General features: G+C 60.5%; 12 protein-coding genes. 1 reads left to right on the top strand and 11 read right to left on the bottom strand.

Translation table 11 applies throughout. The annotated features are described in order from the left end of the window. Window positions 1–72: 72 nt before the first annotated feature. The 6 genes from RY831_RS05745 to RY831_RS05720 all read right to left on the bottom strand — a co-directional run bounded on the left by RY831_RS05745 (window position 73) and on the right by RY831_RS05720 (window position 4810). Complete coding sequence (locus RY831_RS05745) at window positions 73–1410, bottom strand: mechanosensitive ion channel family protein (RefSeq protein WP_326505366.1); 1338 nt, start codon at window positions 1408–1410, stop codon at window positions 73–75. Then, window positions 1407–1988 (bottom strand): phospholipase D family nuclease, encoded by a 582-nt coding sequence (locus RY831_RS05740; RefSeq protein WP_326505365.1) that lies wholly within the window; start codon window positions 1986–1988, stop codon window positions 1407–1409. The genes RY831_RS05745 and RY831_RS05740 overlap by 4 nt, the downstream gene beginning before the upstream one ends. After that, window positions 1985–3241, bottom strand: coding sequence for an RsmB/NOP family class I SAM-dependent RNA methyltransferase (locus RY831_RS05735; RefSeq protein WP_326505364.1), 1257 nt, complete (start codon window positions 3239–3241; stop codon window positions 1985–1987). The genes RY831_RS05740 and RY831_RS05735 overlap by 4 nt, the downstream gene beginning before the upstream one ends. A gap of 15 nt (window positions 3242–3256) precedes the next feature. Further along, on the bottom strand, window positions 3257–3877 hold the full coding sequence (gene purN / locus RY831_RS05730) for a phosphoribosylglycinamide formyltransferase (RefSeq protein ID WP_326505363.1): 621 nt from the start codon (window positions 3875–3877) through the stop codon (window positions 3257–3259). Window positions 3878–3972: 95 nt separating this feature from the next. Then, entirely contained in the window at window positions 3973–4431 is a 459-nt protein-coding gene (locus RY831_RS05725) for a barstar family protein (RefSeq protein WP_326505362.1), read from the bottom strand. 4 nt (window positions 4432–4435) lie between these two features. Continuing rightward, on the bottom strand, window positions 4436–4810 hold the full coding sequence (locus tag RY831_RS05720) for a guanyl-specific ribonuclease (RefSeq protein ID WP_326505361.1): 375 nt from the start codon (window positions 4808–4810) through the stop codon (window positions 4436–4438). A 259-nt stretch (window positions 4811–5069) separates the two neighbouring features. On the opposite strand from RY831_RS05720, the gene RY831_RS05715 reads away from it, so the two are divergent. After that, complete coding sequence (locus RY831_RS05715; protein WP_326505360.1) at window positions 5070–5411, top strand: hypothetical protein; 342 nt, start codon at window positions 5070–5072, stop codon at window positions 5409–5411. A gap of 103 nt (window positions 5412–5514) precedes the next feature. Here the strand turns inward: RY831_RS05715 and RY831_RS05710 are convergent, their stop codons facing one another. The 5 genes from RY831_RS05710 to adk all read right to left on the bottom strand — a co-directional run bounded on the left by RY831_RS05710 (window position 5515) and on the right by adk (window position 12891). After that, window positions 5515–6738 carry a patatin-like phospholipase family protein gene (locus RY831_RS05710; RefSeq protein ID WP_437126223.1) on the bottom strand — a complete coding sequence of 408 codons (1224 nt, stop codon included), beginning with the start codon at window positions 6736–6738 and terminating at the stop codon, window positions 5515–5517. Window positions 6739–6873: 135 nt separating this feature from the next. After that, on the bottom strand, window positions 6874–8694 hold the full coding sequence (ggt, locus tag RY831_RS05705) for a gamma-glutamyltransferase (protein ID WP_437126222.1): 1821 nt from the start codon (window positions 8692–8694) through the stop codon (window positions 6874–6876). An 87-nt stretch (window positions 8695–8781) separates the two neighbouring features. Continuing rightward, window positions 8782–9540 carry a 3-hydroxyacyl-CoA dehydrogenase gene (locus RY831_RS05700; protein ID WP_326505358.1) on the bottom strand — a complete coding sequence of 253 codons (759 nt, stop codon included), beginning with the start codon at window positions 9538–9540 and terminating at the stop codon, window positions 8782–8784. A 158-nt stretch (window positions 9541–9698) separates the two neighbouring features. After that, window positions 9699–11846 carry a sodium-translocating pyrophosphatase gene (locus RY831_RS05695; protein WP_326505357.1) on the bottom strand — a complete coding sequence of 716 codons (2148 nt, stop codon included), beginning with the start codon at window positions 11844–11846 and terminating at the stop codon, window positions 9699–9701. 388 nt (window positions 11847–12234) lie between these two features. After that, window positions 12235–12891: an adenylate kinase gene (gene adk, locus RY831_RS05690; RefSeq protein ID WP_326505356.1), complete on the bottom strand. Its 657-nt coding sequence runs from the start codon at window positions 12889–12891 to the stop codon at window positions 12235–12237. Window positions 12892–13014: the final 123 nt, after the last annotated feature.

Here is a 13014-nt window from a genome sequence, read left to right as displayed (position 1 = left end):
ATTCCGGCAGGCCGCTTCGTTTTCCTTGCAAAAACAAGAGCCTATCTGCAATCTGGGGCAGATTGTACGCTGTTATGGCACTTCGGTAATCGGCATTTTCGTTGAAATCCTGCTTTCAATTCCAGGTGCTAGATCAAGGAATCGGATTTCACGTTGCTGACGAGGAACGTCAATTTGAAGTTTTTGCAACAATTTCCAGATTGCGCGGTTCAAATCAGACAATACATTTCCACGTCCGTTCTCGGGATCGGCGATCCAGAAACCGACTTCGAGTTCGAAGCCGTCCGGCTCGAAGCGTACAAGCAATGCCTGCGGGGTGGGCTGCTGCAAAATGCGGGGGATACCCTTCGCAACCTCTTCCATCATGGCAAGAAGCTGCTCGACATCGGTTTGATAGCCGACACTGACGCGCGTCGCCAGGCGCAGGGTACGGTCCGTCAATGAATAGTTCTGGACCGGCGTCGACAGCAGCATGTCGTTCGGCACCACGGTCTCGACGCCGTCGAATCCGCGCACGATCGTGTAGCGGGTATTGATCTGGGTGACCTGGCCAAAGTACTTGTCGACATTAACCACATCGCCAATGGCAAGGCTGCGCTCGATCAGGATCACGAAACCGGAAACATAACTGCTCACGATCTTCTGCAAGCCGAGACCGAGGCCGACACCGAGTGCGCCGCCGAATACGGAGAGCACGGTCAGATCGATACCCACTAGCGAAAGGCTGATCAGGACGGCAAGCAGGATCAGCACCGCCTTGCTCATGCGGGCCGCGACAGCGCGCAGGGAAGAATGCACGCTGTCCATTCGCATCAGGCGTTCTTCAAGCGCGGCACCGGCCCACAGGGCAAACATCAGGGTAATGACGACGGAGGCCGCGGCCTGGAATACCACCAGCAGCGACGCCTTGTGCCGCCCGACGGGTATGGCGGTATTTTCAAGATAGGCGACAAGATCCGGCCATAACCCGGTCACGTACAGGGCAACGCCCAGGCAGACCGCGGTGGCGAAGGCTTTTTCCGCGAGCAGCACGAGCGCTCCAGCCTCTCCGTCGCGCGCGAAAACCCGGCGCAATACATAGAAAACCAGGCGAATCAATGCAAACGAGCCTACCAGCGGGATTGCTACGCGCAGCAGGTTCACATGCATCCATTGCTGAAGCAGGAATTGGGAAAGCGCAATCAGACCCAGGGACAATAGCGGCCACAGGACCGGCGCGAAACTCTCGACGCCGAAACGCATGACGCGAAGCTGCACATCGTGCGCGGTCAGACGCTGGCGGAACAATCTGGCGAGCAGCCAGGCAGTGCCGAGGCTGGCCAGCAAGGCCACGATTTGCCAGAGCAGGTTGGGATCATGCAGGTCTGTCCACAGATCGGACAACAGGCTGGAAAGCAGGCTTTGTCTCATTTCTTGTAAGGGGTTGCGTCGTTGCGGTGTCGTTCCCAGTTTCGCGCATAACGCGCGGCCAGCTTTGGATTATTCCTGGCTATCAACACATTTTCCGCATTCCTGCGCTGCGCTGTCCAGGTGAAATTGAAGCTGCCTGTCAGCACGGTGGCGTGGGAAGTCGCGGCATCGATCACCATGACCTTGTTGTGCGCATTTTGGTAGGCGGTTTCGATCCAGACCGGAATTCCGGCCGCGGCAAGACGCGGTGCCGTAGATGAACCGACTCTTTCCAGTTGGGCGCCATCGACCAGGACGCGCACGTCGACGCCGCGCCGCCGGGCCGCGATCAGCGCCACGGATATCTTTTTGTTGGTCAGCAGATATGCCTGGACCAGGATTTGCTGCCGTGCCGCGCCGAGCGTATCGACAATGGCTTTTTCGATATCGTCCCAGGGTGCGAACAAGGTTTGCAGCGTGCCTTCGGCGACAAGAGCGGCGTCCGGGGCCGCGGGACGCTTTGCCTCCGCCGCTGGCGCCGCTGCAAGAGCAAGCACCAGCGCCAAACCTGTTGAACCAGCAAACGCCCTGGATATCATTTGTTCCTGACGAATACGGCGGCGAAGAAACCGTCCGTCTGGTGTACTTGGGGAAGGAGCTTCAGGTAATCCTGCATTTCCAGGGCAATCTTCTGCTCGGCAAGGACATCGCGCATCGGCAACAGCGAAAAACTGTCATTGGCTGCCAGAAACTGCTGGGCAATGGCTTCATTTTCCTCGTCCAGCAGGCTGCAGGTGGCATAGACCAGTCTGCCGCCCGGTTTTACCAGCCGCGAGGCGCTGGCAAGAATGGATGCCTGCTTGACCGTGAGTTCGGCCACCGTCTCCGGGGTTTGCCGCCATTTCATGTCGGGATTGCGGCGCAAGGTGCCGAGACCGCTGCAAGGCGCATCCACAAGCACCCGATCAATCTTGGCAACGAGGCGCTTCACCTTTGCATCGTTTTCATGAGCGATGACGACCGGGTGCACGTTGGACAGGCCGCTGCGCGCGAGGCGCGGCTTGAGCTTGGCCAGACGTTTCTCGGACACGTCGAACGCATACAGGCGGCCGGTATTGCGCATGGCCGCGCCCAGAGCCAATGTCTTGCCGCCGGCGCCGGCGCAGAAATCGACGACCATTTCGCCCCGCTTGGCGCCGAGAATCAATGCCAGCAGCTGGCTTCCCTCGTCCTGCACTTCGATCGCACCGTCCTTGAACAGAGGGAGATTCTGCAGTGCCGGCTTCTTCGGTACGCGAATGCCGATCGGGGAATACGGCGTCGGTTCGCACACGATCGGCGCCTTGGCCAGTTCGGCGATGACATCCTCGCGCTTCCAGTTGAGGGCATTCACGCGCAGGTCCAGCGGGGCCGGCCGATTGAGCGCGTCGGCCAGCGCCAGCGCGGCCGCTTCGCCGTCACGGGCAAGCAGTTTGTCCAGCAACCATTGCGGCATATTGGTGCGCAGGTTGATCGGCAGGCTTTGGCGGTCGATCTGGGCGATGCGGTTCAGCCATGCCGCTTCCTCTTCCGACAGGCCTGCCAGAGCGTCGGCTCCGACCGTTTCGCCCAGGCCGAGCAAGGCGATGCGGCGCATGGCCGAGCCCTGGCCCGATTCGGAAAAACTGGCATAGGCGAGTTTGTTGCGCAATACCGCATAGACACCCTCGGCGACAGCGTTTCGTTCACGCGAGCCGAGCTTGGGGTGCTCTTTAAAATAACGGGACAAAGTGACATCGGCAGGTCCGGTAAAGCGCATGACTTCACGCAGGACTTCTTCGGCAGCGCCGATGACTGCAGGGTGCAATCTCATGGGGATTCTTTCAGTTCAGACGAGCTGGGGCTCGTCGGCAATGCGTACCACGCCGTTATCGATGGACAACCGGCCTTCTACAAACCATTTCACGGCTTGCGGGTAGATCTTGTGCTCTTCGACGAGAATGCGTTCGGCGAGGGACTGTTCGTTATCGGCCGGCAGCACCGGCACGACCGCCTGTGCCACGATGGGACCGTGATCGAGTTCCGCCGTCACGAAGTGCACCGTTGCTCCATGCACTTTCACTCCGGCCGCCAGGGCCTGACGATGCGTTGCCAGGCCCGGAAAGCTGGGCAGCAGCGATGGATGGATATTGAGCATGCGCCCGGCGTAGTGTTCCACGAACTTCGGCGTCAGGATGCGCATGAATCCTGCAAGCACGATCAGGTCGGGTTCGAAACGGTCGATGACGGACTGCAGCGCCGCGTCAAACGCGTCGCGCGTGGCAAAACTCTTGCTGACTACCACTTCGGCGGGAATGCCATGCTGGGCGGCGAACTGCAAGCCTTCCGCATCGGCGCGGTTGCTGATGACCGCCGCGATCCGGCAGGGCCACTGCTCGCTCCGCGCGGCGCGGACGATGGCTTGCATGTTGCTGCCGCGCCCGGAAATCAGGATGACGATATTTTTCATGGCGCGCATTTTACCGTACCCGACTTGGCCCACCGACATACTGGAAATAAAAAGGCCGGCATCGAGGCCGGCCTTGCTCGACTTTCAACATGGCGTCATTGGAAAGAATAGAACACGCGGAAAGCGACTTTTTTTTCCGCCCAGAAGTCCGCCGCGTCGCGAAACACGTCGAGCAGGGTTTCCCTCGCCTCCCGGTCGAATTTCGGCGTATTGGGCAACTGTTCGATCACGACCAGAAAGCCTGGCTGCGGACCGGCCTTGTAGGCGAGATCGGTCAGGCAGTCGCTGAGGGCATCAAAATTCTTGCCGAAATGCCTTGGAAAATGAAATGCGGTAGCGATGCAGGATAACACCTGCTGCTTGGTCGAGGCATCGGCACAGTATGCGTAGAGAAAATGCTGTCCCAGACGGGCCGCTTCCTCCTGCAGCTCGGTGACCCTGAATGCGCGAATGGACTGCACTACGTTGGGAGGAACGGTCTTGAACAGGTCCATGTCGCCCTCAACGGAAGCAATGAGGTTGAGGGATTCGTTGTGCGGAGAATCGACTCGCATATGATTACTCTCTGATGCGTCGGAAAGTCGCATAATGATCATCGGTGTAATAGTATTCGCCAGAGGATGCCGGTTCCCCGCCCGAAACGATGCGGCGGGCGCCGCGGTTGCGGGCTCCCGGCGTCTTTACCGTGAATTCGTGATAATACCCGCGCTTTTGCTTGGGCAAAATCCCCTCGTAGTTGCCAAACACGCGCCCATCCTTGGAGTAAGGAAAAGGACCGCCCTGCTTGATCAGCGCTAGCGTGTGCTGCGCCTCCCTGGGAAGCTCCTTGAGCCTGACGTCCCCGACTGGGACCGGACCTTTCGCGAACAGGTTGAACGACAAAAGCAGCATGGCAAGAAAGACTGCCCACCTGCCGAGGAAGCTCGTTCTCATGGAACCGTTACCCACATTACCCATAGCGTTAAAAAATCGACAAATCCACGAATACCGTAGGGTAACTGCTTGCGAAATGCGAATCAACCCTGCTGGCAAAAATATGGTATGCGCTTGTATCTCTTCTTGAAAAACACGGATTTGTAGCGTTCTGCTAACACTTTGTTGCAGCTTTTACTTGCATTTGAACAAGATACGCTGGTGCGAAACCCGCTCACCGTCGTTAAATAAGCAGCAACGCACTTTCGAGGAGAACGCCATGAAAACAAACCGCAAATCCGCCTTGCAAACCATTGCCGGTATCCTGCTGCTGGCGGCCGCTCCGCTGTCGCTGGCCGGCGGTCCCAATGTCAATTGGTCGGTCACCGTGAATTCGGGTTACCCGGCGGTTGGCATCTACACCCCGCCGCCGGTCTATGTCCAGCCGCAGCCGGTATATGTGCGGCCTCAGCCCGTCTATGTCCAGCCGGTCACCGTCGTCACCTATGGCACACCCTACTACGTAGAAAAACGCCATGGGAAAAAGATGCACAAGCATCACTGGAAGCATCAGCATCAACACCGCCATCACCACTATCATCACCACGGCTATCGCTATTGATCGGCAGCACCTGCCCTGCCGTTTGACTTGGCGGCCGGCGCCTGCCGGCCTTGGACTTGCATAGCGTGTTTTATGCGCGAGTCATGTATTCTTCACGCACCCATCATGCAACTCTTGCGGCATGCCCTGCACTCGCAGCGGATGTCTCGGCACCTTCGGCCGCATCGAAGAATCCGAGAATGTCTTCTCGGCGCGCAGCCGCATCGCGCCTTCCAAGCGCAATCAATTCCTTCGTATAGCCGGATTCGAACAGCAAGTAGGATGCCAAAGCTGATCCGCCGGCTTCGGTTGCGCCAATGCCGCCCAGCAGCATCCTGATCGGACGCGGCAGGCTCTTCACGTGCCGGGCGGCGATATCATCCAGCCGCTCGGACGGCGCAATCACAAGCATCCGGATGGGCCGCAACGGAGTGCGCGCCAGCTGTTCCTTGTTCAGCATCGAGAGCGTCAGGTTGATGCGATTCATGCGTTCAATGTCGACCGCGAGGCTGTCCAGGAAAATGCTGGACAGCGCATGACCCGAGATCTGCGCGAGACTGGGATACCCGGCCGATGACGATGTGCCGTGCGATTGGTCGTTCAGGCGTCCCGCGCCGACGACCAGCACCCGGTCGGCGCCGAGATGAATGGCTGGAGATATAGGTGCCAGCTGGCGCATCGATCCATCGCCGAAGTACTCGCGGCGCCCTTCGCAATACAGCGGCACGGCCGGGAACAGCAACGGTATTGCCGCGGATGCCAGCAGGTGTTCCACCCCTATCTGGCCGCGCAGCGCCAGCCGCTGGGAACGAATCCAGGGTTCGATATCCGCATCGCATTGAAAGAAAGTGATATGCCGGCCGGCCGTGTACGAAGACGCCGTCACCGCCAGCGCATGGAGCTTGCGGTCCATGAGGGCGGCATCGAGCCTCGGGAAATCCAGCATCCGGTTCAGGAGCGTAACGAGCGGCGTATTGTCCAGCAGGGAATTCGGCGGGTTGGACCGCCACTGGCGCAGTAGCCAGCCAAACGAGAGCAGCGACAACCATCTAGCGCCGGAACGCAGGACGCCGAGGGAATCGGTCCGGTAGACTTGCTCGGCGGTAAAATGCTCCCAGACGTGCAATACCTGATGCAATCCCTCGCCGAAATTGTCGGCATGACATGCCAGTGCCGTGGCATTGATGGCGCCGGCCGAAGTGCCGCAAATGATGTCGTAGGGGTTGCGCTGGGGCAGCCACCCCTCTTCGCAAAGGATGGATGCCACGCCGTCAAGCACGCCGACCTGGTAGGCAGCCCGCGCGCCGCCGCCAGTCAGCACAAGTCCGGTTTTCATGCTCTCGCTCATGACTGAGAGATTAACAGGCGGGTGCGGCTTTGGGTGAAGCAGCCTGCATTCAGCAATCAAGGAAACAACGGCATCGCGAATTGCACGCTGCTTGCTGCTTGCCGCTTACGCCTTGCCCGTTGCTTCGCGGGCGGATCAGTCACCCCTGGCTATGCCTTCCCGGCGCGGGTCGGCGCCGCCGAACCATATGTCCTCGCCGTGTCGTTTCATGCGCATGATTCCCTGCAGGCCAGACGTCTGCTCGACCAGCCTTACGTTGTGGCCCCTGGCCTTGAGCTGATCGATCACCGCCGCGTCGACGCGGCCCTGCTCCAGTTCGGTAGGACCATTGCGGCTTCCGAAATTGGGGAGGCTGATTGCCTGTTGCATGTCGAGCCCCCAGTCCAGCGTTCCGATCAGCGTCTTGGCCACGTAATTGATGATCGCGGAGCCGCCGGGCGAGCCGATCGACATCAGCAGCCTGTTGCCGCGCTTTTCGAATACCAGGGTCGGCGCCATGGAGCTGCGCGGGCGCTTGCCCGGCTGCACCCGGTTTGCAATCGGGCCGGCCGCATCGGCGGCGTCAAAGGAAAAGTCGGTAAGCTGATTGTTGAGCAGGAAACCGCGCACCATCTGTCGTGAGCCGAATGCGTCTTCAATTGTCGTCGTCATGGAAATGGCATTGCCCCTGGCGTCGACAATCGAGATATGCGACGTGGATGGCGGCTCCGGTGACGTGTCGACGCCCTGTGCCAGCGCGGTGGCGGGCGGCGTGCCGGCCTTGGCCAGGCCCATCGATCTGTCGCCGATCAGCGCCGCGCGTTCGGCGAGATAGGTTTTGTCGAGCAAGGCTTTCGTACTGTTGCCCGGCAGGGGAATGAAATCGGTGTCGGCGACATAGCGGTCGCGATCCGCATAGCTCAGCCGGCCGGCTTCGGAAAACAGGTGTACGGCTTGCGCATCCACCACGCCTTCGCGGGGAACCAGGGTAAGCATGTTCCGGTTTTCCAGGATGCCCAGCATCTGCGCGATGGCGATGCCGCCGGATGACGGCGGCGGCATGCCGCACACTTTCCACGTTTTGTAATCCGAACAGACCGGTTCCCGCACTTTTGCCCGATAAGCAGCGATATCGGACGCGGTGAGCAATCCCGGGTTGACGGGATGGCTTTTCACCTTGGCTTCAATATCGCGTGCGATCTTGCCACGGTAGAAAGCATTCGCGCCCCTCGCCGCAATTTCGCGCAGGACTTCGGCCAGCTCGGGATTCTTCAAAATATGACCGGGCGGGCGGGGATTGCCGTCGCGGTCATAGAAGTAGGACGCCGCGACCGGGTCCTTCTTCAAGTGTGGCTCGGCCTTGAGCATGGCATGCAGCCGCGGGCTGACCGCAAAACCTTCCTCCGCCAGGCGAATGGCGGGGGAGAACAGGGAAGCCCATGGCATCCTGCCGTACTCCCTGTGGGCCAGTTCGAGCATGCGCAACACGCCGGGAACGCCGACGGATCGGCCGCCGACCACAGCCTCATGGAATTTGACCGGCCTGCCGTCCGGCCCTTGAAACAGCTTTTCCGTGGCGGCCATCGGAGCGGTCTCGCGTCCATCGAAGGCCTTCACGTGCCGGCCGTCGAAATGCATGAGGAAGGCGCCGCCGCCGATGCCCGACGACTGCGGCTCGACCAGGGTCAGCACCAGTTGCACGGCGATTGCCGCATCGACGGCCGAACCGCCGGCGCGCAGCACCTGGTAGCCGGCGTCGGCGGCGAGCGGATTGGCGGCCGCCACCATGAACTTTCTGGCTGACCAACCGGGTTTGTCGGTAAAGCCGGTGGCGGGTTCGGGCGCCTGCATGCCTGGCGATTGCGGATTTGCCTGCGACTGCAATTGCGGCTGCGACAGTGGCTGTACCCGTGCGGTGCCGGCACAACCACAGATCAAGACTGCGGCGGCAAGCAACAATGCTCTTGTTAGATTCACTGCAGGCTCCTGGCGACGAACGGGCGCAGGCCGGCTCACGATGCCGGCGCCCTGCCGTCATGCGGCCAAGGCGGCCGCGCTCGCGGTTTACTTGGGCTGCATGCGAATTGCGCCGTCGAGACGGATGACTTCGCCGTTGAGCATCGTGTTTTCAATAATCGTCTTGGCGAGATGCGCATATTCATCCGGCTTGCCGAGACGCGGCGGGAACGGCACCATCCGGCCCAGCGCATCCTGCACTTCCTGCGGCATGCCCAGCAGCATCGGCGTTTCGAAGATGCCCGGAGCGATCGTCATGACGCGGATGCCGTTGCGGGAAAGATCGCGGGCCATCGGCAGCGTCAGGCCGACCACTCCTGCCTTGGAGGCGCCATATGCGGCCTGGCCGATTTGGCCGTCATAGGCGGCCACCGAAGCCGTATTAATAATGACACCACGCTCGCCCTGCTCGTTGCCTTCGGTCTTGGACATCGCATCGGCTGCCAGGCGAGCCATGTTGAACGTGCCAACCAGATTGATGTTGATGACGCGCTGAAATGCGTCCAGGGGATGCGGCCCGTCCTTGCCGACCGTCTTGACCGCGGGCGCCACGCCTGCGCAATTGATCAGCCCGCGGAGGGTGCCGAGGCCGGTTGCCGCATCGACCACCGCCTTGCCATCGGCCTCGGAAGTCACATCGCACTTCAGAAAGAGTCCATTCAGCTCTGCCGCAAGCTTCTCGCCGGCCTCTACCTGGACATCCGCCAGCACCACCTTGCCGCCATTCGCCACGATCATGCGCGCGGTCGCCGCACCCAGCCCCGAAGCCCCGCCCGTGATGATGAACACACTGTTCTGAATCTGCATCTTCGTCCCTTTTTCAAATTGGAAATTTCAATGACGTCCGACACTGCTCATGACGTTAACGTAAACGTAACTCGAAGGCATTGTAGCCAATTTTTTGCCTGGAAAGCAAAAGGCGGCCGCAGCCGCCTTTTGCTTGTTTCTTGTTGGAGCAGGCCGGCTCAGGGTTTCTGGCCGGGTACGCGCTCGGGTGCTGCTCCGGGTGAGACCACGGTGGTCGATGATTTCATCGAAACGGGATCTGGAAAGCTGAATTCTCTGCCGGCTGTTTGCGGCCCGACCGCCGGCAGCAGCGGCACCAGCAACAAGGCCACGATATTGATGATCTTGATCAGCGGATTGACTGCCGGGCCCGCGGTGTCCTTGTACGGATCGCCGACGGTATCCCCGGTCACCGCAGCCTTGTGCGAGTCGGAGCCCTTGCCGCCATGATGTCCGTCTTCGATGTATTTCTTGGCATTGTCCCAGGCGCCACCGCCGGTGGTCATCGAGATTGCGACGAAGAGCCCGGTGATGATCGTGCCCATCAGCAGGCCGCCTAGCGCGGCGGGGCCAAGCAGCAGGCCGACCACGATCGGCACCACCACCGGCAGCAAGGATGGCAGGATCATTTCCCTGATCGCCGAGGCGGTGAGCATGTCGACCGCCTTGTCATACTCGGGCTTGCCGCTGCCGTCCATGATGCCCTTGATGTCGCGGAACTGGCGCCGCACCTCGACCACCACCGCCCCGGCGGCACGCCCCACCGCTTCCATCGCCATGGCGCCGAACAGGTAGGGAATGAGGCCCCCTATGAACAGGCCGACGATGACCATCGGATTCGACAGATCGAAAGAGGTGCTCTTGCCGGCGGTGTCGAGCGCATGCGTGTAGTCGGCGAACAGCACCAGGGCCGCGAGTCCCGCCGAGCCGATCGCATAGCCCTTGGTGACCGCCTTGGTGGTGTTGCCGACGGCATCGAGCGGATCGGTGATGGCACGCACCGACGCCGGCATGTCGGCCATCTCGGCAATGCCGCCGGCATTGTCGGTGATCGGGCCATAGGCATCCAGGGCAACGATGATGCCTGCCATCGACAGCATGGACGTTGCCGCGATGGCTACGCCATACAGACCGCCTATCCAGTAGGTGGCCAGGATGGCGGCGCAGACGGCGAGCACCGGATAGGCGGTCGCCTTCATCGATACGCCGAGGCCGGCGATGATGTTGGTGCCGTGTCCTGTGGTCGATGCTTCGGCAATATGGCGTACCGGCTTGTATTCGGTGCCGGTGTAGTACTCGGTGATGTACACCATCAGCCCGGTCAGGACGATGCCGACCAGCGCGGAACCCATCATCGGGATGCGCATCGGTTCGGGCAGCAGCCACCATGTCACCAGGGCGAAACCGATCAGCGACAGGCCCGCTGCCCACCACAGCCCGGTATATAGCGCCGACATGATTTTCTTGCCCGGCCTGGCCTTGACCATCGAGCAGCCCACGATGGATGCCGGGATGGACACGGCGGCGAGCAGCATCGGATACAGCACCGCCTCGCTCTCCGCGCCCCTGATCATCAATGCGCCCAGCAGCATGGTCGCTATCAGCGTCACCACATAGGTCTCGAACAGGTCGGCGGCCATACCGGCACAATCGCCGACGTTGTCGCCGACGTTGTCGGCGATGACCGCCGGATTGCGCGGGTCGTCTTCGGGGATGCCGGCTTCCACCTTGCCGACCAGGTCCGCCCCGACATCAGCACCCTTGGTGAAGATCCCGCCGCCCAGGCGCGCGAAGATCGAGATCAGGGACGCGCCGAATGCGAGGCCGATCAGCGGCTTGATGACATCGTGGGGATTGGCCGCCGTGCCGCCGGCGGCAGTCAGGTACCAGTAGAAGAGCGCGACGCCGAGAAGGCCGAGTCCCGCGACCAGCATGCCGGTAATGGCTCCGCCCCGGAACGCGACATTCAGCGCTTGATTCATGCCGACCGAGGCCGCCTGGGCGGTGCGGACATTGGCGCGCACGGAAACGTTCATGCCGATGAAGCCGCAGGCACCCGACAGCACCGCGCCGATCAGGAAGCCGATCGCGCTTTGCATGCCTAGCCCCGGCAGCATGGCGATCAGGATGAACAGGATGATGCCGACAACAGCAATGGTTCGGTACTGTCGGCCGAGATAGGCTGCGGCGCCCTGTTGCACGGCGAGCGAGATTTCCTGCATTCGGGCATTGCCGGCATCCTGCTTCAGAATCCAGCTGCGCGACACCAGACCGTAGACGACAGCGAGCACGCCGCATGCTACGGCAAACCACAAACCTGTTGCCATAACGACTCCTCCATGTTGTTGTCAACAAAGTTAAAACAACGACGATGTTCCGGAGGACTGTCGATACGCATGCTGCCGTATCGCCATCGGCTGGTACCTGGTGGTGCTGTTACCTTCGTCCTTCGGCTACGACGCACTGCAAAACTTTTTACACAACTGGTTGAAGCTCATTGCATTGGCAATGCATGGATCGGTTTTGCGTTCCACGCTTGCCGTTCAGATTTTGTTCCGGTGTCGCTGGATATTGTCCTTTGTGTCGAAGTCCGCCTATTGATTAATGTCGGCTCCCGAGCGCGGAGTTTGAAATGCATTTCCCGATTTTGGTTCTCCGGCCCACATTAGGTTCAGCCCGCAAAAACAAAAAAGCGGACACGAGGTCCGCTTTGTTTTATTCGGCCAAGGCTGCGAAGGCCCTGTCCCGTATCGTCTCCACCGGTCCGACGCCCTCGATTTTCCGATACTTCGGCGCACCCGGCTGGCCGGAGGCGGCCCACTTGTTGTAGTAGTCGACCAGTACCTCGGTCTGATCATGGTACACGGAGAGGCGCTTGCGTACCGTCTCTTCCTTGTCGTCATCGCGCTGGATCAGTTCTTCGCCGGTCACGTCGTCCTTGCCTTCCACCTTGGGCGGATTGAACGCCACGTGATAGGTGCGGCCGGAAGTCGGATGCACGCGTCGTCCGCTCATGCGCTCGATGATTGCCGAATCCGGCACGTCGATCTCAAGCACGAAGTCGATGGCGACACCGGCCTCTTTCATCGCATCCGCCTGCGGGATGGTGCGGGGGAAGCCGTCGAACAGGTAGCCGTTGGCGCAATCCTGCTGCTTCAGCCTGTCCTTGACCAGGCCGATGATGATGTCGTCGGACACCAGGCCGCCCGCGTCCATGACCTTCTTGGCTTCGATCCCGAGCGGCGTGCCTGCCTTTACGGCCGCGCGCAGCATGTCGCCGGTCGAAATTTGCGGGATGTTGAATTTTTCCTTGATGAAATTCGCTTGCGTGCCTTTGCCGGCACCAGGCGCTCCGAGAAGGATGAGACGCATGACATTTTCCTAGACTGGTTTTAAATTTTTTGCAATGCGGGGTGAGTTTCCCGTATGGGCATGTTTGTATCACGCCAACTTTTCATGAAACTTACCACAGAATCTTGACTGACCGGCAGACCC

The sequence above is a fragment of the Noviherbaspirillum album genome (assembly GCF_035916955.1).
GTDB classification, from domain to species: Bacteria; Pseudomonadota; Gammaproteobacteria; order Burkholderiales; family Burkholderiaceae_D; genus Noviherbaspirillum; species Noviherbaspirillum album.
This window is presented reverse-complemented; position numbering and strand designations above follow the sequence as displayed.